At 72.7% G+C, this 20,350-nt stretch carries 23 protein-coding genes; 14 read left to right on the forward strand and 9 right to left on the reverse strand.

The features are described 5' to 3' along the window. Window positions 1-61 precede the first annotated feature (61 nt). The 4 genes from RKD23_RS32090 to RKD23_RS32105 are packed head-to-tail and all read left to right on the forward strand — an operon-like array spanning window position 62 to window position 3,719. Complete coding sequence (locus RKD23_RS32090; RefSeq protein ID WP_424856861.1) at window positions 62-1,210, forward strand: Gfo/Idh/MocA family protein; 1,149 nt, start codon at window positions 62-64, stop codon at window positions 1,208-1,210. Next, window positions 1,207-2,148: a PmoA family protein gene (locus RKD23_RS32095; RefSeq protein ID WP_424856862.1), complete on the forward strand. Its 942-nt coding sequence runs from the start codon at window positions 1,207-1,209 to the stop codon at window positions 2,146-2,148. Before RKD23_RS32090 ends, RKD23_RS32095 begins: the two co-directional genes overlap by 4 nt. Beyond that, complete coding sequence (locus tag RKD23_RS32100) at window positions 2,142-2,861, forward strand: cupin domain-containing protein (RefSeq protein ID WP_424856863.1); 720 nt, start codon at window positions 2,142-2,144, stop codon at window positions 2,859-2,861. The genes RKD23_RS32095 and RKD23_RS32100 overlap by 7 nt, the downstream gene beginning before the upstream one ends. A gap of 60 nt (window positions 2,862-2,921) precedes the next feature. Further along, entirely contained in the window at window positions 2,922-3,719 is a 798-nt protein-coding gene (locus tag RKD23_RS32105) for an alpha/beta fold hydrolase (protein ID WP_424856864.1), read from the forward strand. On the opposite strand, the gene RKD23_RS32110 is transcribed toward RKD23_RS32105, so the two are convergent. Beyond that, window positions 3,706-4,173 carry a winged helix-turn-helix transcriptional regulator gene (locus RKD23_RS32110; protein WP_404039901.1) on the reverse strand — a complete coding sequence of 156 codons (468 nt, stop codon included), beginning with the start codon at window positions 4,171-4,173 and terminating at the stop codon, window positions 3,706-3,708. The two genes, RKD23_RS32105 and RKD23_RS32110, sit on opposite strands and share 14 nt — an antisense overlap. A gap of 180 nt (window positions 4,174-4,353) precedes the next feature. Here RKD23_RS32110 and RKD23_RS32115 point away from each other — a divergent pair, with 180 nt between their 5' ends. Further along, window positions 4,354-5,523 (forward strand): thiolase family protein, encoded by a 1,170-nt coding sequence (locus RKD23_RS32115; protein WP_424856865.1) that lies wholly within the window; start codon window positions 4,354-4,356, stop codon window positions 5,521-5,523. A 28-nt stretch (window positions 5,524-5,551) separates the two neighbouring features. On the opposite strand, the gene RKD23_RS32120 is transcribed toward RKD23_RS32115, so the two are convergent. Next, window positions 5,552-6,319, reverse strand: coding sequence for a TVP38/TMEM64 family protein (locus RKD23_RS32120; protein WP_424856866.1), 768 nt, complete (start codon window positions 6,317-6,319; stop codon window positions 5,552-5,554). A 49-nt stretch (window positions 6,320-6,368) separates the two neighbouring features. Between RKD23_RS32120 and RKD23_RS32125 the strand changes: the two genes are divergently transcribed. The 3 genes from RKD23_RS32125 (at window position 6,369) to RKD23_RS32135 (ending at window position 9,495) form a co-directional block, all read left to right on the forward strand. Continuing rightward, on the forward strand, window positions 6,369-7,091 hold the full coding sequence (locus RKD23_RS32125; protein WP_424856867.1) for a DNA alkylation repair protein: 723 nt from the start codon (window positions 6,369-6,371) through the stop codon (window positions 7,089-7,091). Window positions 7,092-7,382: 291 nt separating this feature from the next. Further along, complete coding sequence (gene tuf / locus RKD23_RS32130) at window positions 7,383-8,552, forward strand: elongation factor Tu (protein WP_424856868.1); 1,170 nt, start codon at window positions 7,383-7,385, stop codon at window positions 8,550-8,552. 97 nt (window positions 8,553-8,649) lie between these two features. After that, a complete protein-coding gene (locus RKD23_RS32135; RefSeq protein WP_424856869.1) occupies window positions 8,650-9,495 on the forward strand; it encodes a spermidine synthase in 846 nt (281 codons plus the stop codon). On the opposite strand, the gene RKD23_RS32140 is transcribed toward RKD23_RS32135, so the two are convergent. Both RKD23_RS32140 and RKD23_RS32145 read right to left on the reverse strand, forming a co-directional pair. Beyond that, on the reverse strand, window positions 9,457-10,812 hold the full coding sequence (locus RKD23_RS32140) for an MFS transporter (protein WP_424856870.1): 1,356 nt from the start codon (window positions 10,810-10,812) through the stop codon (window positions 9,457-9,459). The two genes, RKD23_RS32135 and RKD23_RS32140, sit on opposite strands and share 39 nt — an antisense overlap. Before the next feature lie 19 nt (window positions 10,813-10,831). Further along, entirely contained in the window at window positions 10,832-11,899 is a 1,068-nt protein-coding gene (locus tag RKD23_RS32145; RefSeq protein WP_424856871.1) for a hypothetical protein, read from the reverse strand. A 144-nt stretch (window positions 11,900-12,043) separates the two neighbouring features. Between RKD23_RS32145 and RKD23_RS32150 the strand changes: the two genes are divergently transcribed. Both RKD23_RS32150 and RKD23_RS32155 read left to right on the forward strand, forming a co-directional pair. Next, window positions 12,044-12,481 (forward strand): DUF4442 domain-containing protein, encoded by a 438-nt coding sequence (locus RKD23_RS32150; RefSeq protein ID WP_404040121.1) that lies wholly within the window; start codon window positions 12,044-12,046, stop codon window positions 12,479-12,481. A gap of 165 nt (window positions 12,482-12,646) precedes the next feature. Beyond that, window positions 12,647-13,276, forward strand: coding sequence for a DedA family protein (locus tag RKD23_RS32155; protein ID WP_424856872.1), 630 nt, complete (start codon window positions 12,647-12,649; stop codon window positions 13,274-13,276). 65 nt (window positions 13,277-13,341) lie between these two features. Here RKD23_RS32155 and RKD23_RS32160 read toward each other — a convergent pair whose 3' ends face one another. Then, window positions 13,342-13,860, reverse strand: a complete 519-nt coding sequence (locus tag RKD23_RS32160; protein ID WP_424856873.1) for a gamma carbonic anhydrase family protein — start codon at window positions 13,858-13,860, stop codon at window positions 13,342-13,344. Between the two features lie 104 nt (window positions 13,861-13,964). On the opposite strand from RKD23_RS32160, the gene RKD23_RS32165 reads away from it, so the two are divergent. Further along, a complete protein-coding gene (locus tag RKD23_RS32165; RefSeq protein WP_424856874.1) occupies window positions 13,965-14,762 on the forward strand; it encodes an acyltransferase in 798 nt (265 codons plus the stop codon). Between the two features lie 16 nt (window positions 14,763-14,778). On the opposite strand, the gene RKD23_RS32170 is transcribed toward RKD23_RS32165, so the two are convergent. Further along, window positions 14,779-15,636: an EamA family transporter gene (locus RKD23_RS32170; protein WP_424856875.1), complete on the reverse strand. Its 858-nt coding sequence runs from the start codon at window positions 15,634-15,636 to the stop codon at window positions 14,779-14,781. Window positions 15,637-15,729: 93 nt separating this feature from the next. Here RKD23_RS32170 and RKD23_RS32175 point away from each other — a divergent pair, with 93 nt between their 5' ends. Then, window positions 15,730-16,302 (forward strand): helix-turn-helix domain-containing protein, encoded by a 573-nt coding sequence (locus RKD23_RS32175; RefSeq protein WP_424856876.1) that lies wholly within the window; start codon window positions 15,730-15,732, stop codon window positions 16,300-16,302. 43 nt (window positions 16,303-16,345) lie between these two features. Next, on the forward strand, window positions 16,346-16,903 hold the full coding sequence (locus tag RKD23_RS32180) for a YbaK/EbsC family protein (protein WP_424856877.1): 558 nt from the start codon (window positions 16,346-16,348) through the stop codon (window positions 16,901-16,903). A gap of 23 nt (window positions 16,904-16,926) precedes the next feature. On the opposite strand, the gene RKD23_RS32185 is transcribed toward RKD23_RS32180, so the two are convergent. Continuing rightward, complete coding sequence (locus RKD23_RS32185) at window positions 16,927-17,988, reverse strand: cation diffusion facilitator family transporter (RefSeq protein ID WP_424858383.1); 1,062 nt, start codon at window positions 17,986-17,988, stop codon at window positions 16,927-16,929. 124 nt (window positions 17,989-18,112) lie between these two features. Here RKD23_RS32185 and RKD23_RS32190 point away from each other — a divergent pair, with 124 nt between their 5' ends. Then, the gene (locus tag RKD23_RS32190; protein ID WP_404039859.1) at window positions 18,113-18,475 is read left to right on the forward strand and encodes an ArsR/SmtB family transcription factor; all 363 of its coding nucleotides are present in this window, start codon (window positions 18,113-18,115) and stop codon (window positions 18,473-18,475) included. A 6-nt stretch (window positions 18,476-18,481) separates the two neighbouring features. Here the strand turns inward: RKD23_RS32190 and RKD23_RS32195 are convergent, their stop codons facing one another. Beyond that, window positions 18,482-19,024 carry a DUF1353 domain-containing protein gene (locus RKD23_RS32195; RefSeq protein WP_424856878.1) on the reverse strand — a complete coding sequence of 181 codons (543 nt, stop codon included), beginning with the start codon at window positions 19,022-19,024 and terminating at the stop codon, window positions 18,482-18,484. 87 nt (window positions 19,025-19,111) lie between these two features. Beyond that, a complete protein-coding gene (locus tag RKD23_RS32200; RefSeq protein ID WP_424856879.1) occupies window positions 19,112-20,317 on the reverse strand; it encodes a 4-hydroxybenzoate 3-monooxygenase in 1,206 nt (401 codons plus the stop codon). Between the last annotated feature and the right edge of the window lie 33 nt (window positions 20,318-20,350).

Genomic DNA, 20,350 nt, shown 5'->3' on the forward strand with positions numbered 1-20,350 from the left:
GGAGAAAGCGCTTACTGTCGCCCTTGCTGTCACGCTTGTCGCAACCTCGTGGAGCCCTGACATGGACCATCCCCTCCCGTCGCTCGCCGGACGCCCCATCAGGGCCGCGATCGTCGGCACCGGCGCCATCGCCCGCGGATCCCATCTGCCGGCGCTCGCCCGGCTCGCCGAGGAGGGGGAGGCCGAGGTCGTCGCGGCCGTCGACATCGACGCGGACGCGGCCCGCGCCTTCTGCGCCGAGGGCGGTGTCCCGTACGCCTACGACGACCTGAAGCGGATGCTGCGCGAACAGCGGCCCGACCTCGTCACCATCTGCACCCCGCCGACGCTGCACCGTGAGCAGACCGTCGCCGCGCTGCGTGCCGGGGCGTGGGTGTGGTGCGAGAAGCCGCCGGTGCCGTCGCTGTCCGACTTCGACGCGGTCGAGGCCGAGGAAGGCGCGGACGGAGGGCCGTACGCCGCCATCGTCTTCCAGCACCGCTTCGGTTCCGGGGCCACGCACGTACGGCGGCTGCTCGCCGAAGGCGCCCTGGGGCGGCCGCTCGTCGCGCACTGCCAGACCACCTGGTACCGCGACACCGCCTACTACGCCGTCCCCTGGCGTGGCCGCTGGCACACCGAGGGCGGCGGCCCCGCCATGGGCCACGGCATCCACCAGACCGACCTGCTGCTGGACCTGCTCGGCCCGTGGAGCGAGGTGCGGGCGATGGCCGGGCGGCTGGTGCACGACGTGGAGACCGAAGACGTCTCCACGGCCCTGGTCCGCTTCGAGAGCGGCGCGCTGGCCACTGTCGTCAACAGCGTCCTCAGCCCCGACGAGGTCAGCCGCATCCGCGTCGACTGCGAACGCGCCACCGTCGAACTCACCCACCTGTACGGCCACGCCAACGCCGACTGGCGCATCACCCCCGCGCCCGGTGTGCCCGAGGAGGAGGCCGCGGCCTGGCAGGACTTCGGGGAGGACGTGCCGAGTTCGCACCTGGCGCAGTTGCGCGAGCTGGTGGCGAGCATGCGCGCGGGGCAGCGGCCGCGCAGCAGCGGGGCGGACGGGCGCAAGAGCCTGGAGCTGGTCACCGCGCTGTACAAGTCGGCGTTCACGGACACCACGGTGCAGCGTGGCGGCATCGGCCCCGGCGACCCCTACTACACCGAACTGCACGGCGGTGCCCCCGGCTGGGCGCCCGCCGTGGCCGCGGAGGTGCGTGCATGACCGCCGGCCTGGCGCTCGTCCACACCCACGGCGAGCGCATCACGGTGACCGACCCGGCCACCGGCGTCGCACTCCTCGCCTACGTCTACGGGGCGGAGGGCCACGCGAAGGCCGCCTGGGAGGCGCCCAAGCCGTACGTCCATCCGCTGCGCACCCTCTCCGGCGCCGTGGTCACCGACTACCGGCCCAACGACCACCGCTGGCACAAGGGCCTGGCGCTGACCGCCTCGCATCTGTCCGGCGCGAACCTGTGGGGCGGCAACACATACGTCCACGGAAAGGGATATCTCGAACTACCAGAGCGCGTCGGCTCGATGCGGCACGCCGGCTTCGACGAGGTCGCCGCCTTTGACGGCCGTGCCGTGATCGCCGAGCGGCTGACCTGGCATCCGTACGACGGTGCGCTGTGGGCCGACGAGGTGCGCCGGATCGAGGTCCATGACGTCGAACCGGCCGTCGGTGCCTGGGCGTTGACCTGGACGAGCGCCGTCACCAACCGGCGCACGGAGCCGCTGCGGTTCGGCAGTCCCACCACGGCCGGGCGGGAGATGGCCGGCTACACCGGCCTGTTCTGGCGGGGCCCGCGCGCCTTCCGCGAGGGCCGCGTCCTCGCGCCCGACGGCGAGGGGCCCGGCCTGATGGGGCGACAGGCGCCCTGGCTGGCGTACTCCGGCGAGCACGACGGCGTCGACGGCCGCGCCACGCTCGTCTTCGCGCACGCCCCCGAGAACGACCACGCGGGTTCGGCGGGAGGCCATCCCGCCCACTGGTTCGTGCGCAACGACCCCTTCGCCGCGGTCGCCCCCTCCTGGGCGTTCTTCGACGAGCTGGAACTCGCCCCCGGCGACACGCTCACCCGCCGCTACCGGGTCGTCGTGGCCGACGGGGCCTGGGAGCGGGAGGAGATCGCCGAGTACCTGCGGGCGCACCCGTGGTGAGCCCGGTCCCGTACGCCGGGCTGCCGGGCGGTGTCGCCGTGTCGCGGCTGTGCGTGTACGACTGGCCCGCCGCGGACGGGGTGAGCGGCGGAACTCCGCACCTCCACCTGGTCTGTTCGGAGGCGTACGTCGTCACCGGCGGGCGCGGGGCCGTGCAGACGCTCACCACGTCCGGCTACGAGGTCACCCCGCTCATGCCGGGCACGGTCGCCTGGTTCACCCCGGGCACGATCCACCGGCTGGTGAACGACGGCGACCTGACCATCACCGTCCTGATGCAGAACAGCGGGCTGCCGGAGGCGGGGGACGCGGTGCTGACGCTGCCGCCGCGCTACCTCGCCGATCCTGAGCTGTACGCGCGCGTGACGGCCCTTCCCGCCGACGCGCCCGAGGAGGAGCGGGCGCGTCTGGCCCGCGCGCGGCGCGACCTCGCCCTGGAGGGCTACCGCGCCCTGTGTGCGGCCGAGGGCCCCGACGCCCTGGCCGCCTTCCACCGGGCGGCCGCCGCGCTCGTACGACCCCGGCTCGCCGAATGGCGCGAGCGGTGGCGGCAGGGGGCGCGGGCGGCGGCCGAGGCGACGGGGGAGCAGCTCGACCGGCTCGCCGACGGGGACGTCTCCCACCTGTCCGAGGCGGCCGTACGCGCGCAGTCGCCCGCCGAGCGGGGGCGGTTCGGGATGTGCGGGCGGCTGGAGGTTTACGAGGCCGGCTGAGCGCACGGGGAGGCACTCCGTCGCCGCGACGGCGGGTGCCGCCGTGCCTAGGCTGGTGGTATGGCGACGACGGTACGCGCACGTGGGGTCGACGTCGCCTATGTGCGGGTGGGGGACGGGCCTCCCGTGGTGCTCGTGCACGGGGCGGGACTCGACGGGCGGATGTGGGAGCCGCAGCTGGCCGGGCTGGCCGGTGAGTTCACGGTGGTCTCCTGGGACGAGCCCGGCGCCGGACGCTCCTCCGATCTGCCGCCCGGCTTCGAGCTCGCCGACTTCGCGCACTGTCTGGCCGCCGTGATCGAGCACGTGGGGCTCGGCCCGGCCCATGTCGCCGGGCTGTCCTGGGGCGGGACCGTCGTACTGGAGCTGTACCGGCATCACCCGGAGCTCGTGCGGTCGCTGATCCTCGTCGACACGTACGCCGGCTGGAAGGGGTCACTGCCGCCCGAGGAGGTCGCGGCGCGGGTGGCGGGCGCGCGGCGGATGCTCGCGGTGCCGCGGGAGGAGTTCGATCCGACGTTGCCGGGGCTCTTCGCCGGTCGGCCGCCGGCCGCGTTCGTGCCGCTGCTCGACGCGATGGCGCGGGATGTGCGGCCGGAGACCATGGGGGCGCAGTTGTTCATGATGGCCGAGGCCGACGAGAGCGACCTGCTGGCCGAGATCGCCGTGCCCACGCTGCTGGTGTGGGGCGAGCTGGACGCGCGGTCACCGCTGAGCGTCGCCCGCGCCTTCCAGGAGGCCATCGCGGGCGCCCGGCTCGTGGTGCTGCCCGGGGCGGGGCATGTGAGCAACCTCGAAGCGCCCGAGGAGTTCGACCGGGCGGTGCGCGCGTTCCTGCACGGCCTCAGGCCGCTGTAGGGCCCGAGAGCGTCCAGCCGGGGCTCTGCGGGTGGGCCGTCAGGTCCTCGTGGCGGACCTCCTCGCCGCAGGCCTTGCACGTGACGACCGGGACCAGTTCATGGCCGCAGTGGTGCTCGACCACCATCGGACGGTCGTTCTCGTTCAGATGCCGGTCGCCCCACTCCTTGAGGACCATCAGCAGCGGCTCCAGCTCGAGACCCGCCGGGGTCGGCCGGTACTCGAAGCGCTGCGGGCGCTCGCTGTAGACGCGCTTGGTGAGGATGCCCGCGTCCACGAGCCGGCGCAGGCGGGTGGTCAGGACGTCGCGCGGGGCGCCGATGTTGCGCACGAGCTGGTCGAAGCGCCCGTTGCCCAGGCAGACCTCGCGGAGCACGAGCAGGGAGTACTTCTCGCCGACCAGCGCCAGGGTGTCGGCGATGGAGCAGGGGCGGGGGTCCTTGGTGGCGGCCATGCGGCCAAGTCTAGGGGAGAGTTCGGTTTTCAAACTTAGAGGGCTCCTAGAGGGTTTGATTTTCCAACCCACGGCGTTATGGTGAGTTTGAAATTCCTACTCACCGGTAATCGCGCCGGTCGCCGACCCGCACCACGGCACCACGGACCGGACGCCCCTGCCCCTCACAGGAGGCCCCACATGCGTGACGCAGTCATCGTCGAAGCCGTACGCACCCCCATCGGCAAGGGAAAGCCAGGCGGCGCCCTCGCCCATGTCCACCCCGTCGAACTCCTCGCCCACACCCTGCGCACCCTCGTCGAGCGCTCCGGCGTCGACCCCGTGCTGATCGACGACGTGATCGGCGGCACCGTCGACCAGGTCGGCGAGCAGGCCATGAACACCACGCGCTACGCCGTCCTCTCGGCCGGCTTCCCCGAGACGGTCCCCGCCACCACGGTGGACCGCCAGTGCGGCTCCTCCCAGCAGGCCGTGCACTTCGCCGCCCAGGGCGTCATCTCGGGGGCCTACGACATGGTCGTCGCCTGTGGCGTGGAGTCGATGAGCCGCGTGCCGATGTGGTCCAACGTGCCGCCCGGCGCCGACCCCTTCGGCCCCGGCGTCGCCGAGCGCTACCCCGAGGGCCTGGTCCCGCAGGGCATCAGCGCCGAGCTGATCGCCGCCAAGTGGTCCCTCACCCGGGACCGTATGGACGCCTTCGCCGTCTCCTCGCACCACAAGGCGGCCGCCGCCTGGGACAAGGGCCTGTTCGACGCCGAGGTCGCGCCTCTGGAGGGCGTCTCGCGCGACGAGTGCGTCCGGCCCGGCAGCAGCCCCGAGATCCTCGCCGGGCTCAAGCCCGCCTACTACGACCCGGGCTTCGGGGAGCGCTTCCCGCAGATCGAGTGGAACGTCACCGCGGGCAACGCCAGCCCCATCAACGACGGCGCCTCCGCCGTCCTGATCACCTCCAGCGAGACCGCGGCCCGCCTAGGCCTGCGCCCCCTCGCCCGCCTGCACAGCTTCGCCGTCACCGGCTCCGACCCGCTGCTGATGCTGACCGGGGTCGTCCCCGCCACCGAGAAGGTGCTGCGCCGGGCCGGCCTCTCCCTCGACGACATCGACCTGTTCGAGGTCAACGAGGCCTTCTCCAGCGTCGTCCTCACCTGGCAGCAGGAGACCGGCGCCGACCTGGCCAAGGTCAACGTGCACGGCGGCGCCATCGCCCTCGGCCATCCGCTCGGCGCCAGCGGCACCCGCCTGACGACCACCCTGGTCCACGCCCTGCGGGAGCGTGGGGCCCGGTACGGGCTGCAGACCATGTGCGAGGCCGGTGGGCTGGCCAACGCGATGATCGTCGAGGCCGTCTGACCCGTAGGGTGAGCCCTCGGCTCAGGGGTCAGCGCCCGCGCAGCTGATGCCGCTTGCGCCAGGCCACCACCGCGCCCGCCAGCGCCGGTACGGCGATACAGGCCATCGCGATCAGGAACGCGGGCGAGGTCGGCGTGGAGGCACGGGCGCCCGCGACGACGTAGGCGGCGGTGTTCGGGACGGACCCGAGCGCCGTCGCCAGCAGGAACGGCAGCCAGCCCATCCGGGACACCGCGGCGCAGTAGTTCGCCGCCGCGAACGGCACGCCCGGGAACAGCCGCACCGCCAGCATCGAACGGAACCCGTGCCGGCTGAGCTGCCCGTCCGCTGCCGTCAGCAGCCGGCCCCGCAGCAGCGGACGCAGCGCGTCCTGCCCGAGCACCCGCCCCAGACCGAAGGAGATCCCGGCCCCGAGCACCGTGCCCGCCACGGCCGCGCCCAGCCCCAACTGCGTGCCGAACAACGCACCCGCGGCCAGATTCAGCAACGGCCGCGGCACGAACGCCACCGTGCACAGCCCGTACGCGAGCGCGAACACCAGCGCCGCGGCCGCACCGCCCAACTGCGGCGGCCAGCCGTCCGCCAGCAACCGCTGCGGCTCGAACAGCAGCACAGCCGCAGCCGCGCCCACGAGCAGCGACACGAGCAGCGCGAACCGGGCCCAGGGCGAGAGCAGGGCTCTTGTACAGCGACCCGCGAGACCGAGGCGGACAGGAACAGCGACGACGGCGAGCTCAGCGGTCCCGTGCGAGACCGTGGCCGTGCCCCCAGAACGGGTGGTGGCATCGAGCGGCATCCGGTGACATTAACCGACAGGTGTGTGTGATCGCCGTATGGTTCGTCTCATGAGCGTCACAGGTACCGGCCCGACCGCGGTGCCGCGCAGTGCTCTGGCCGACACCCTGCTGGAGCGGCTGACCGACGTCTACGCCGCCGCGGCCGACCCGGAGCGGGCCGTGGGCATGCGCGCGTACATGAAGGACGTGGGCCCCTTCCTGGGCGTGGCCACCCCCGAGCGCCGCGCCCTGTCCCGCGCCGTGACCGCGGGCACGCCCCGTCCCGACGAGGCCGACCTGACCGCGCTCGCGCTGGGCTGCTGGCGGCTGCCGGAGCGGGAGTACCGCTACTTCGCCGTCGACTACCTGCGCCGCCACGTCGGCCGCTGCTCCTCCGGGTTCCTGCCCGTGGTCCGGCACCTGATCCGCACCGACTCCTGGTGGGACACCGTCGACCTGCTCGCCGCGCACGTCGTCGGCCCGCTCGTGGCGGCCGACCCGGCGCTCACCGCCGACATGGACGCCTGGATCGCCGACGACGACCTGTGGATCGCCCGCGCCGCCCTGCTGCACCAGCTCCGCTACGAGGAACGCACCGACACCGCCCGCCTGTTCGCCTACTGCCTGCGCCGCTCCGGCCACCCCGACTTCTTCGTCCGCAAGGCCATCGGCTGGGCCCTGCGCGAGTACGCCAAGACCGACCCCGACGCCGTACGCGACTTCCTCGCGCACGAGCGCGGCCGGTTCGCGCCGCTGACCGTGCGCGAGGCGCTGAAGAACATCCCCGCCTGAACGGAACATCCTCGGCTGAACGGAACGTCCCCGCCTGAACGGGCGTACCGCCGAAAACCGTTCGACGCCGCGCCCCGCCTCCGCGATGATCTACGCATGTTCCGGCACGCCTTCCTTCTCGCAGCATCCGCGGTCGCGGATGCCCCGAAGGCTGCCGTCCTGATCCTCCTGGCCGCTGTCGACGGCGCCCGAAGCTGACCCTCCCCGGACAGTCCGGCGGACCCCGCAGGGGAAGAGGGTCGGCGGGTTCCCGGGGTCCCGACTTCCTTCGCACAGCCTTGAGGTACAGCCATGCCCAAGACGGCGTACGTCCGTACGAAACCGCATCTCAACATCGGCACGATGGGTCATGTCGACCACGGCAAGACCACCCTGACCGCCGCCATCACCAAGGTCCTCGCCGACCGCGGCGCCGGCACGTTCGTGCCGTTCGACCGCATCGACCGCGCCCCGGAGGAGGCCGCGCGCGGCATCACCATCAACATCGCGCACGTCGAGTACGAGACCGACACCCGGCACTACGCGCACGTCGACATGCCCGGTCACGCCGACTACGTCAAGAACATGGTCACCGGCGCCGCGCAGCTCGACGGGGCGATCCTCGTCGTCTCCGCGCTCGACGGGATCATGCCGCAGACCGCCGAACACGTGCTGCTCGCCCGGCAAGTGGGCGTGAACCACATCGTGGTCGCGCTCAACAAGGCCGACGCCGGGGACGAGGAGCTGACCGACCTGGTCGAGCTGGAGGTCCGCGACCTGCTCACCGCGCACGGCTACGGCGGTGACTCCGTGCCCGTCGTACGGGTCTCCGGGCTGAGGGCACTGGAGGGGGACCCGCGGTGGACGGCGTCGATCGAGGCGCTGCTCGACGCGGTGGACACGTATGTGCCGATGCCGGAGCGGTACCTCGACGCGCCGTTCCTGCTGCCCGTCGAGAACGTCCTCACCATCACCGGGCGCGGAACCGTGGTCACCGGTGCCGTCGAGCGTGGTGTCGTACGCGTCGGGGACCGGGTCGAGGTGCTCGGGGCGGGTGTCGAGACCGTCGTCACCGGGCTGGAGACCTTCGGCAAGCCGATGGAGGAGGCGCAGGCCGGGGACAACGTGGCGCTGCTGCTGCGGGGGGTGCCTCGGGATGCCGTGCGGCGCGGGCATGTCGTGGCTGCGCCGGGAAGTGTGGTGCCGCGCAGTCGGTTCCGGGCTCAGGTGTATGTGCTCTCGGGCAAGGAGGGCGGTCGTACGACGCCGGTCGTCAGCGGGTATCGGCCGCAGTTCTACGTCCGTACGGCGGATGTCGTGGGTGAGGCCGATCTGGGGGAGGGCGGTGTCGCTCGGCCTGGGGAGACCGTCACCATGACCGTCGAGCTTGGCCGTGAGGTTCCGCTGGAGCCGGGGCTCGGGTTTGCCGTTCGTGAGGGTGGACGGACTGTGGGGGCCGGGACTGTGATCGCCGTTCTGTGAGGGTGGTTTCGGTTCGTGGGGGACTGCCGGCCCGTTTCGGCTGGTCGCGCAGTTCCCCGTGCCCCTTGACGGCACCTCCTCCAGGCACAATGGAGCAGTGAACGAACCCATCCCCGTCAGCCGTGTCACCGACTTCGGCGTCGTCAAGCTCATGCCCGATGTCGACCGGGCGCGGGCGTGGCTGTTGACCGTGGACGGGGCGCCCCAGTCGTACGTGGATCTCGACGAGCCGGAGCATCTGGAGTTCGAGTACGCGCGGCGGCTGGGGCATGTCCTGGACACCGTGGCGCCCGACGGGGTGCCGCTGGATGTCGTCCATCTCGGCGGCGGGGCGTTCACCCTGCCCCGGTATGTGACGGCGACGCGGCCCGGGTCGCGGCAGGACGTCGTCGAGGCCGATCAGGGGCTGCTGGAACTCGTGGGCGAGCACCTGCCGCTGCCCGCGGATGCCCGGGTCGGCGCGCATGCGGCGGATGCGTTCGCGTGGCTGGAGAAGGCGCCCGATGCCTCCGCCGATGTGATCGTGGGGGATGTGTTCGGCGGGTCGCGGGTGCCGGCGCATCTGACCACGCTCGGCTACGCCCGGCAGGTCGAGCGGGTGCTGCGGGCCGACGGTGTCTATGTGGCGAACCTCGCCGACGGGGCGCCCTTCGACTTCCTGCGGTCCCAACTCGCCACCTTCGGGGCGGTGTTCGAGGAGCTGGTGCTGATCGCCGAGCCCGGGGTGCTGCGCGGGCGGCGGTTCGGCAACGCGGTGCTCGTCGCCGCGCACCGGCCGGTCGACACGGCGGCGCTGGCCCGGCGCACCGCGGCCGACGCCTTTCCGGCGCGGGTCGAGGAGGGCGGCGGACTGCGCCGGTTCATCGGGGCGGCGCGTCCGGTGCGGGACGAGGACGCGGTGCCCTCACCCGTGCCCCCCGACGGGGCGTTCGGGATCGGGTGAGCCGTTCGGGGCGGGCTGTGCCGTGACCTCCTTGGTACGGCGGCGCAGCCGGCGCACGTCGGGCACGAGCAGGACGAGTGCCGTGACCAGGACGATGCTCACGGCGCAGCCCCACAGCGCCTCGGTGCGCCCGAAGGCGGACTCCGCGGGCCCGGCCAGCGCGGTCGCCAGGGGCATCAGGGCGACCGAGCCGAACCAGTCGTAGGCGGAGACGCGGGAGAGCTTGTGCTCGGGTATCTCCTGGTGCAGCGCGGTCATCCAGGAGACGCCGAACACCTCGAGCGTCACACCGGTCAGGAACATCACCGCGCACAGCACCCCGACCGGCGTGGGGATCGCGAGCGCGGCGGAGGGCAGGGCCAGCGGGAAGACGCACAGCGTACCCACGAACAGCAGCCGGCGGGGCTTCCAGCGGGTCATCAGCAGGGCTCCGGCGACCGTGCCCGCGCCGAAGAAGCCCAGCGCCAGGCCCCAGGGGGCCGCCCCGCCCAGGTGGTCGCGGGCGACGAGGGGGCCGTAGACGGCGTCGGCGGCACCGACGACCGCGTTGGCGATGGAGAACTGCACGACGATGCCCCACAGCCAGGGCCGTCCGATGAACTCCTGCCAGCCCTCCCGCAGGTCGGCCAGCAGGCCGCCGCCCGCGTCGCGCGGCGGGATGTGACCGACGTCGAGGAAGGCGCGCATCGCCCCGGCGAGGGCGAACGCGGCGGCGTCGGCCGCCAGCACCCAGCCCGGCCCGAACGCCGCGACCAGGGCGCCGCCCAGCGCCGCGCCGCCGACGGCCGCGCCCTGCATGGCCATCCGGAACACCGCGAACGCGCGGCTCGCCTGCTCCCCGGAGACCGACGACAGCAGCATGCCCTCGGCCGCCGGGCTGAAGAACGCGTGCCCGGTGCCGCCGAGGGCGGTCAGCAGCATCATCTGCCACAGCTGCGGCTCGCCCGCCAGCACCAGGACGGCGAACAGGCCCTGGGAGACGCAGTTCAGGGCGTTGGCCGCGACCATCACGCGATGCCGGGGGAGCCGGTCCGCGACCGCGCCGCCGATCAGCAGGAACAGCACCAGCGGCAGGGTGCGGGCGGCGGCCACCAGGCCCACGTCACCGCTGTCGCCGCCGCCTTCCAGCACGGCGAACGCGGCGGCGATCAGGGCGCCGTGGGTGCCGAGGTTGGTGACGAAGGCGGCCGCGGTCAGCAGGCTGTAGTTGCGCCCGGCCCACTCGGGTCTGCGCAGACGGCGGGCGGGGCGGGGCGAGTCGGCGGCGGTGTTCACCGGCCGACTATCCCTGCCCGGCCCCGCCTTTGCCAAACGCATTGCCGGGCAGGGGCCGCGCTCAGCTCTCCGTCGGGTCGCCGTGCAGCCGCACCGTGCTGAGGATCTTCAGGATGGTCGCCTTCGGCACCTCGCCCGTGACACCCTTGGCGCCGTAGAAGTTCCAGGCCACGAAGGCGCCGTCGGAGTTCTTGAAGCCGAAGGTCACCGCCTTGCCGTCGCTGGCGCACTTGCCCTTCTGCGGGGTGTTCGTCGACTGGGCCCAGGCGAGGCTGCCCGTGATGCCGGACGTGGTGGTGTAGGCCGTGGCCTTCTTGTCGAAGGTGATGCTCTTCTTGTCGGGCTGCGTGTAGCCGCCGTAGACCCACCAGGGCACCTGGTTGACCGCGACCTCGTCGGTGTTCTTCGCGCCGTCCGCGCCCTTGGTGCCGACCGCCGCAAGGTGGGAGTCCTCGGTGCGGCCGTCCTTGTTCTCGTCGGTCGAGCACCACTTGGACTTGTAGTAGGCGGGCGCCGACATCATGATCAGCGGCTTGCCGTCCTCGGACTTGTCGTCCTCGAAGCCGATCGACAGCGTGGGGGACTGCACCTCCCAGTCCGCCGGCACGTCGAAGGCGATGCCCCACTTGGGGTTCACGACGACCTTCCAGCCCGCGATGGTGGGCTGGATGGTCTCGCCACCGCGCGGGTTGTCGTCCGAGCCGCTCGTCGAGGGGCTGGGGTCGGCGGACTCGGTGGACTGGGTGGGCGACTGGCTGGCCTTGTCCTTCTTGCCGTCACCGCCTGCGGTGTCCTCCTTGTCACCGCCCAGGACCAGGAAGCCGGTCACGGCGGCGGTCAGCACCACCGCCGACGCCGCGATGATCGCCACCAGCTTGGTCCGGTTCCCGCCGCCTCCACCGCCCCCGCCGCCGGGCAGCGTCTGCGGCAGGCCCCCGGGCGGGGTCACCGGCTGGGGCGCACCCGGCTGCTGGGGAGCCCCCCACTGCGGCTGCTGCCCGTAGGGCGCCGGCTGCTGCTGGTAGCCGGGCTGCTGATACGGATTCGGCTGCTGGTACCCCGGCTGCTGGTACGGGTTGTTCGTCTGCGGGTTCTGCTCGCCCCCGGGCGGCTGCTGTCCTGGCCACATGTGCCGTAACCCTAGTGCTGTCACGGACACGATTCGGTCACCGGGCCTTGTCAGGGACGTACCAACATGCCCGCACCCGTGGCCCACGGCTCTGGCCATCGCTGGCTACTCGTGGGTAACATCCTCGCCATGAGCGCAGATCAGATGTCCATCGGCGAGCTGCTCGCCGCCACGGTGCCGATGGTTCGCACCCTGAACCTCGAGTACCTGGAGACCACCCCGGAGAAGGCCGTCCTGGTCCTGCCGGACCAGAGCGAGTACCGCAACCACGTCGGTGGGCCGCACGCGGGCGCCATGTTCACTCTCGGCGAGTCCGCGAGCGGCGCGATCGTGCTCGCGGCCTTCGGCGACCAGCTCTCGCGGGCCGTGCCGCTGCCGGTGACCGCCGAGATCGCGTTCAAGAAGATCGCGCTCGGCCCGGTCACGGCCACCGCCACCCTCGGCCGCCCCATCGCCGAGGTCGTCGCGGAGCTCGACGAGGGCAAGCGCCCCGAGTTCCCGGTCGCCGTCTCCATCCAGCGCGAGGACGGCGCCGTCACCACCGAGATGACCGTCGTGTGGACCCTGCGCCCCAACGGCTGAGCGACCTCGTCCCTCGCAGCAGGCCCTGGCCCCCTAGGGCCGGGGCCTTTGCCGTGCACGCCGTCGTACGCCGGCGTGCAACCTCCGGGACTCCGCGACCGTCACACTGAGCGGGTAGGCTGCGTCGGCGCGTACGCATCGGCGAGGATCTGGGAGGAAGCGGCGTTGCACGTCCAGGAATGGCTCGAAACGGTGCCCCCGCTCGCCATCTATCTGCTGGTCGGCGTGGTCATCGGGCTGGAGAGCCTCGGCATCCCGCTGCCCGGCGAGATCATCCTGGTCTCCTCGGCGCTGCTCGCCTCCCAGCACGGTGACATCGACCCGGTGATCCTCGGCGCCTGCGCCAGCGCCGGCGCGATCATCGGCGACTCGATCGGCTACGCCATCGGCCGCAAGGGGGGACGGCCCCTGCTGGCCTGGCTCGGCGGCAAGTTCCCCAAGCACTTCAGTGAAGGCCATATCGCCACCGCCGAGCGCTCCTTCCAGAAGTGGGGCATGTGGGCCGTCTTCTTCGGCCGCTTCGTCGCCCTGCTGCGCATCTTCGCCGGCCCCCTCGCGGGCGTGCTCCGCATGCCCTACTGGAAGTTCCTCGTCGCCAACGTCCTCGGCGGCATCGTCTGGGCGGGCGGCACGACGGCCGTCATCTACTACGTCGGCGTCGTCGCCGAGTCCTGGCTGAAGCGCTTCTCCTGGCTGGGCCTGGTGGTCGCGGTACTGATCGGCCTGACGTCGATGCTCATCCTCAAGCGCAAGGCGAAGAAGGCGACCGCCGAGCCTGTAGGTGTGCCCGAGTAGAAGGTACCCAGGGGCGCGGGGAACGGCGCGATCAGCCACCCAGGACCCGCAGACCGCAACGGCGATCAGCCCTGGTGCACATCCCGGTGAGCCCGAGCAAGCTCGGCATACATGACGCCGTTGAGAGTGACGCCCTCCCGCTCCTCAGGACTCAGCACACGCCTCACCTTCGCCGGCACCCCCGCGACAAGAGACCCCGGCGGCACCACCATCCCCTGCGGCACCAACGCCTGCGCGGCGACCAGCGACCCGGCCCCGATCACGGCCCCGTTCAGCACGGTCGCCCCCATCCCGATCAGACAGTCGTCCTCCACGGTCGCCCCATGAACCACCGCGTTGTGCCCGATCGACACCCGCTCCCCGACGGAGACGGGAAACCCGGGATCGGCGTGCAGCGTGCAGTTGTCCTGCACATTGCTGCTCGCCCCCACGGAGATCCGCTCCACGTCACCCCGCAGGACGGCGCCGTACCAGACGCTCGCCCCCGCGGCCAGGGACACGTCCCCGATCACCGAAGCCGTGGGCGCCACGAACACGCCCTCGTCCACCTTGGGCTCCCGCCCGCCGATGCCCTTGATCATCATCGCCTCCTGGTCATGTGATACCGGGCACGGTACGTCACCCGCTGGGGCGAAGATCACAGGCCCCCGACCTCACCGGCAGGCCCAACCCTCAGTACGGTGAGCCCGTGCCGAAAAGCAAGAACACGTTCTCATCCTGGCGAGGCCGCCTCGCGCAGCGTGCCGTGCACGCGGCCTGGGCATGGGCCCAGCGGACGGGCTCGGTGACGGCGGAGCGCCCGGGCCGCCTCCGTTTCGGCGCGCTCGGCGAGGCCACCCGGCTCGCCTTCCCGCTCGGCACGGTCTTCGGCGAGCCCTGGATCCATCTGGGCTCCCACTGCATCGTCGGCGAGCAGGTCACCCTCACCGCCGGGCTGATGCCCGACCTGGACCTCGGCCCGGACCCGATCCTGCGCATCGGAGACGGCGTGGTCCTCGGCCGCGGCAGCCATGTCATCGCCGACACGACGGTCACGATCGGCAGCGACTGCTACTTCGGCCCGTATGTGTACGTCACGTCCACGAACCACTCCTACGACGACCCGCACGAGCCGATCGGCAAGCAGTGGCCGCGGATGGAGCCGGTGGAGATCGGCCCCGGCTGCTGGATCGGCACCGGCGCGGTGATCCTTCCCGGGGCGCGGATCGGCCGGAACGTCGTGGTCGCCGCGGGCGCGGTCGTACGGGGCACCGTGCCCGACCACGCGGTGGTCGCGGGGGCGCCCGCCAAGGTCGTACGGCGCTGGACACCCGAGGACGGCTGGCAGCCGCCGCTGCGCACACCGGCGCCGGTGCCGATACCGGACGACGTCACCCCGGATCAACTGCGCGCGCTGTCGGACCTCGACGAGGAGACGGTGGCACGGCTCGCGGAGCTGGACGAGGACGCGGTGACGCGCCTCGCGGAGCTTGAGCAGGGGGCCTGACCCGCCCGGGCTCGGCTCAGCCCGCCGCCAGCAGCAGCGTGCCCATCAGCGCCAGCCCCGCACCCGCGGCCTGCACCCCGCGCAGCCGTTCGCTGAGGAAGCCCCGCGCGGCCAGGGCGGTCACCACCGGGTAGAGCGAGGCGAGTACGGCGGCCACGGTGACCGGGCCGTGCTGAGCGGCGACCGAGTACGTGCCGTTCGCGGCGACGTCGGCCAGGCCCACGAAGGCGAGCAGCGGCAGAGCGCCCCAGGGGAAGCCGCCCTCCGGCAGGGCGGGGGAGCCGCGCCGGACGGAGACGTACAGGGCGGTGCCGCCCGCGACGACGTTGGTCAGGCGCTGCACGAACAGGGCGAGGAACAGGCCGGTGAGCGTGGTGGACGCCTCGGCGATCAGGGCGACGCAGGCGCCGAATCCGAGCGCTCCGACGAGCGTGAGCAGGAGCGTCCGGCGCTGCACGGAGCCGCCTGCGCGCTGCGGGCCGCCGGCGAGGACCACGCCCGTGACGGCCACCGCGATGCCCGCGATCTGCAGCAGGCCCGGACGCTCGCCCAGGAGCAGCCCGACGGAGACCGGGACGGCCACGCTGACCGCGGTGAGCGGCGAGACGACGCCCATGGGGCCACGGGCGAGTGCCTCGTAGAAGCACAGGATGGCGACCGGCCCGATCAGACCCGCGGCCACCGCGAACCACAGACGCGGACCGGCCTCGGTCCAGGCCCCCGTGGCGAGCACGAGCGCGCCCAGGACGCCCGTCGCGATGGTCTGCGAGACCACGACCACCGTCAGCGCCGGGGTGCGCCGCGTCAGCAGTCCGCCGCCGAAGTCGGCGAGGCCCCAGAGCAGGCTGGTGGCCAGGGCGAAGAGTGCTGTCACGGCGAGCCTCGCAGTACAGTTCGGTGAACGATCGGGTGCACCTCACCGTAGTGCAGTCAATTGAACCCTGTCATCCAGAATATTGGACGGAATGTGGCGGACCTCGACCTGCTGACCCAGTCCCTGGCGCGCAACGTCAAGCGCTGGCGCACCGAGCGCGGCTTCACCTTGGACGCGCTCGCCGGACGCGCCGGAGTCAGCCGGGGCATGCTCATCCAGATCGAGCAGGCGCGTACCAATCCCAGCCTCGGCACCGTCGTGAAGATCGGTGACGCGCTCGGCGTCAGCATCACCACCCTCCTCGACTACGAGCAGGGCCCCAAGGTCCGGATCGTCCCCCCGGAACAGACAGTGCGGCTGTGGCGCACCGACGCCGGCAGCTACAGCCGGCTGCTGGCCGGCACGGAGTCGCCCGGCCCCCTCGAACTGTGGGACTGGCGGCTCATGCCCGGCGAATCGAGCTCCTCCGACCCGCACCCGGCCGGCACGGTCGAGCTCATCCATGTCACCGCCGGCGAGCTGACCCTCACCGTGGACGGCGTCGAGTACCGCGTCCCGGCCGGCTCCAGCGCCTCCTTCGAGGCCGGGGCGCCGCACACCTACGGCAACACGGGCACGGAACCGGCCGAACTCGTGCTCGCGGTCTCCGTTCCGCCTGTGCACTGAGACGCCCAAGCCGCGGCCCGAACGCGGCTGTTAGCGTGCGGGCATGCGTGCACCCATCGGAGACTTCGACAACGCCGTACCCGCCCCCGACCGCCTCGACGAGCTGACCCGCCCGGTCGCCGACGCCGTACGCCACTGGCGCGGCAGTGTGCCCGCCGAGCGGATCCTCTACGTCGACACCGAGCCGGAGTGGGCCGACACCGCCGTCTTCGTGGAGCACTACGGCCGCGACATCCTGGAGCAGTCCGCCAACTGCGTGGTCGTGGCGGGCAAGCGCGCCGGGGAGACCACGCTCGCCGCGTGCGTCGTGCTGTCGCACACCCGGGCCGACGTCAACGGCGTCGTACGCCGCCATCTCGGCGCGCGCAAGGTCTCCTTCGCCTCGATGGACACCGCGACCGGCGAGAGCGGCATGGAGTACGGCGGCATCACCCCGGTCGGCCTGCCCGAGAGCTGGCCGGTGCTGGTGGACGCCGCCGTCGTCGACCTGCCCTACGTCCTGGTCGGCAGCGGCCGCCGGCGCGGCAAGCTGCTGGTGCCGGGCAAGGCCTTCGCCGAACTCCCGGGCGCGGTGGTCCTGGAGGGGCTCGGGGTGGCCTGAGTTCCTTCACGGCCTGGGTTCCTTCACGCCGTGGCGTGGTGGGCCAGCGGCAGATGCGGGTCCGCCTCGCCGGGGACCGGGGCCGGGTCGGCGTGCACCAGGGCCGCGGTCAGCCGGGGCACGGCGTGCAGCAGGGCGTGTTCGGCGTCCACGGCTATGGCGTGCGCCTCGCGCACGGTCGCCTCGCCGTCCACGACCACCGCCACCTCGGCCCGCAGCCGGTGTCCTATCCAGCGCAGCCGCAGCTCGCCGACCCCGCGCACGCCCGGCACCTCCCGCAGCGCCCGCTCGGCCCGGTCCACCAGCGCCGGGTCCACGGCGTCCATGACCCGCCGGAACACCTCCCGGGCGGCGTCCCGCAGCACCAGCGCGATCGCCGCGGTGATCGCCAGGCCGACGATCGGGTCGGCCAGCCGCCAGCCGAGCGCGGAGCCGCCCGCGCCGAGCAGCACCGCGAGGGACGTGAAGCCGTCGGTGCGGGCGTGCAGGCCGTCGGCGACCAGCGCCGCCGAGCCGATCTCGCGGCCCACGCGGATGCGGTAGCGGGCGACCCACTCGTTGCCCGCGAAGCCGACGAGCGCGGCGACCGCCACGGCCGGGACATGCGCCACCGTCCGCGGATCGAGCAGCCGCTCGATCGCCGTCCAGCCCGCGAAGGCCGCCGACGCCGCGATCGTCAGCACGATCGCGATCCCCGCCAGGTCCTCGGCCCGCCCGTATCCGTAGGTGAAGCGGCGGCTGGCCGCCCGCCGGCCCAGCACGAACGCGATCCCGAGCGGTACGGCGGTCAATGCGTCGGCCGCGTTGTGCACGGTGTCCCCGAGCAGCGCGACCGACCCCGACACCGCGACCACCACCGCCTGGGCCAGCGCCGTCACCCCGAGCACCGCCAGCGACACCCACAGCGCCCGCATGCCACGGGCGGAGGACTCCAGGGCGGAGTCGAGCTTGTCGGCGGTCTCGTGGGAGTGGGGGGTGAGGAGGTGTCCCAGGCGGTGCCGCAGGGTGCGCCGGCCGCCGGGGTGCGGGTGGGGGTGCTCATGGGCGTGTGCGTGCGGGTGGTCGTGCTCGTGGTCGTGCCGCAGGGCCTCCTCATGGCCCTGACGCCGCCCCGGACGCCCCGATGCCTTTTCCTGCCGCTCGCTCACGTCGTTCCCCTTCCCTGCGCCGTGATGGACGTACGCGGTCCCTCGGGGCCATTATGTGCGTATGAACGCACGCATGCACCTGTCACCTGCGCATGATGCGCACTCGCGCACCCCGGGCGAGGAGCAGTTCGCACTGGCGGCCGAGTTGCTGGCGCTCCTCGGGGACCGAACGCGGCTGGCGCTGCTGCACGCGCTGACCGGTGGCGAGGCGGACGTCACGACGCTGACGGAGGTGTGCGGGGCGGCCCGGCCCGCGGTGAGCCAGCATCTGGCGCGGCTGCGGCTGGCCGGGCTGGTCAGCACGCGCAAGGAGGGGCGCCGGGTGGTCTACGCGCTGCGGGACGGGCATGTGCGCCGGCTGGTCGGCGAGGCGCTGAGCGTCGCCGACCACCGTATCGCCGGGCGGCCGGCGCACGAGGACTGAGCGGCGTCAGGACTCGGTCTGCGGTGCCCCGCTGAAGCTCGGCTGATTGTCCCGGCCGGCGGCGGCGCGGCCGGTGAAGAGGTACGCGACCCACTCCAGCACCCAGAACAGCGCGAGCCACACCGTCAGCACCAGCGCGGGAACCGCGAGGAACGCCACGGCCGGCACGGTCACCAGGAGCCACAGCAGCCACTGTCCTGGACCGGCCCCCGACAGCCGGCCCCCCGCCCGCACCGCCGCCCACATGATCCAGCGCCGCAGCGCCGACACCCCCAGCTCGCGCAGGGCCCGCCGGAAGACGCCGTCCGCGTCGGCGCGGCTCACCGGGGCCATCCGGCACAGGAAGTCGTGCAGGATCGCGGCTTTGGTGTAGACGCCGTAGCGGGGGATGAGCCACACGAACACGGTGGGGACCGAGGCGAAGTCGGTGCGGAAGCCGACCGGCACGGTGAAGGTCTCCTCGCGCGCCCGGTAGCCCACTTCCTCCCGCAGCTCCCACGTCTCGGCGTCGATCTGCCGGACGGTGATGTCCCCGTCGACGAAAGGCATCGCGATCACCCCGCGCCCAGTCACCGGGCGTGCCCCGGCGGACGCCCTGTCACCGGTGTAGCGCGACGCGGCCCTTCTGTCTCCCTGTCAGACGAGATCCGTGCCCAGGTACTGCTCGGCGAACGCCGCCGCGGCGACGGGCGAGTCGAACACCCGCCGCAGCCGGGCCAGTGTCACGCCCGCGCGGTACGGGTCGCCGGACGCCGTGCCGTGGTAGACGTCCGACAGCCACTGCGAGAAGTCCTGGTAGTCCCACACCCGCCGCAGACAGGCCGCCGAGTAGCCGCGCAGCCCGCTGTCGTCGCCCTTCGTGAGCCGCGCGACGAGCGCGTCGGCGAGCAGCAGGGCGTCGTGCAGGGCGAGGTTCATGCCCTTGGCGGCGATCGGCGCGGTCAGGTGCGCGGCGTCGCCCGCGAGGAACAGCCGCCCGTACGCCATGGGTTCCACGACGTAGTCGTGCATGTCCAGCACACGCTTCTCGATCAGCGGCCCCTCGACGAGCGGCGGTGCGCCCTCCGCGGCCAGCCGGCGGCGCAGCTCGCTCCAGACCCGCTCGTGCGGCCAGTTGTCCGGGTCGTCGCCGGGCGGGCACTGGAGGTAGTAGCGGGTCACCTCGGGGCTGCGGGCCATGTGCCCGGCGAACCCGTCCGGGTGGACGCCGAACACCACGCAGTCCGAGGACGGCGGTGCCTCGGCGAGCAGCGCCAGCCAGCCGATGCCGTAGTCGTGCCGGGCGATCCGCACGCGGCCGGCCGGCAGCGCGTCCCTGCTCACCCCGCGTGCCCCGTCGCAGCCCGCCACGAAGTCGCAGCGCACCACGTGCCGTTCACCTGTGTCCGGATCGGCGTACGACACGGCGGGCGCGGCCGTGTCCAGGCCGTGCAGCCGTACGTCCCGCACCCCGAACCGGATCTCCCCGCCGCGCACGTCGGCGTACTCCCGCACCAGATCGGTCACCAGCAGCGGCTGCGGATACACCCAGTGATGACGCCCGGTCAGTTCCCCGTACGGCAGCCGCTGTCTGCGTCCGTCGAAGCGAAACTCGCACGCGGTGTGCCGCTGGGCGCGCGCCAGGAGGTTGTCCGCGAGGCCGCGCCGCTCCAGCGCGCGCACGGCCCACTCCTCCAGCACCCCGGCCCGCGGCCGACGTTCGACGAACTCCCGGCTCTCCGTCTCCAGCACCAGGCAGTCCACGGACGCGGCACGCAGGATGTTGGCCACCGTCAGCCCGGCGGGCCCGGCACCCACGACGACCACCGAAGGCCCGGACCCGGAAAGCGAGTTGAGATCCACGCGAGCATTATGTCCGGGCCACGGCGGACGCCG

It is taken from the genome of Streptomyces sp. SAI-170 (assembly GCF_049739565.1).
In the GTDB taxonomy this organism is placed as follows: domain Bacteria; phylum Actinomycetota; class Actinomycetes; order Streptomycetales; family Streptomycetaceae; genus Streptomyces.

Bases quoted from the DNA above. Each gene is read 5' to 3' on its own strand.
- RKD23_RS32090 (WP_424856861.1), top strand. From the start codon at position 62: ATGGACCATCCCCTCCCGTCGCTCGCCGGACGCCCCATCAGGGCCGCG.
- RKD23_RS32095 (WP_424856862.1), top strand. From the start codon at position 1,207: ATGACCGCCGGCCTGGCGCTCGTCCACACCCACGGCGAGCGCATCACG.
- RKD23_RS32105 (WP_424856864.1), top strand. From the start codon at position 2,922: ATGGCGACGACGGTACGCGCACGTGGGGTCGACGTCGCCTATGTGCGG.
- RKD23_RS32110 (WP_404039901.1), bottom strand. From the start codon at position 4,173: ATGGCCGCCACCAAGGACCCCCGCCCCTGCTCCATCGCCGACACCCTG.
- RKD23_RS32115 (WP_424856865.1), top strand. From the start codon at position 4,354: ATGCGTGACGCAGTCATCGTCGAAGCCGTACGCACCCCCATCGGCAAG.
- RKD23_RS32120 (WP_424856866.1), bottom strand. From the start codon at position 6,319: ATGCCGCTCGATGCCACCACCCGTTCTGGGGGCACGGCCACGGTCTCG.
- RKD23_RS32125 (WP_424856867.1), top strand. From the start codon at position 6,369: ATGAGCGTCACAGGTACCGGCCCGACCGCGGTGCCGCGCAGTGCTCTG.
- tuf (WP_424856868.1), top strand. From the start codon at position 7,383: ATGCCCAAGACGGCGTACGTCCGTACGAAACCGCATCTCAACATCGGC.
- RKD23_RS32140 (WP_424856870.1), bottom strand. From the start codon at position 10,812: ATGCGTTTGGCAAAGGCGGGGCCGGGCAGGGATAGTCGGCCGGTGAAC.
- RKD23_RS32145 (WP_424856871.1), bottom strand. From the start codon at position 11,899: ATGTGGCCAGGACAGCAGCCGCCCGGGGGCGAGCAGAACCCGCAGACG.
- RKD23_RS32150 (WP_404040121.1), top strand. From the start codon at position 12,044: ATGTCCATCGGCGAGCTGCTCGCCGCCACGGTGCCGATGGTTCGCACC.
- RKD23_RS32160 (WP_424856873.1), bottom strand. From the start codon at position 13,860: ATGATGATCAAGGGCATCGGCGGGCGGGAGCCCAAGGTGGACGAGGGC.
- RKD23_RS32180 (WP_424856877.1), top strand. From the start codon at position 16,346: ATGCGTGCACCCATCGGAGACTTCGACAACGCCGTACCCGCCCCCGAC.
- RKD23_RS32190 (WP_404039859.1), top strand. From the start codon at position 18,113: ATGAACGCACGCATGCACCTGTCACCTGCGCATGATGCGCACTCGCGC.
- RKD23_RS32195 (WP_424856878.1), bottom strand. From the start codon at position 19,024: ATGCCTTTCGTCGACGGGGACATCACCGTCCGGCAGATCGACGCCGAG.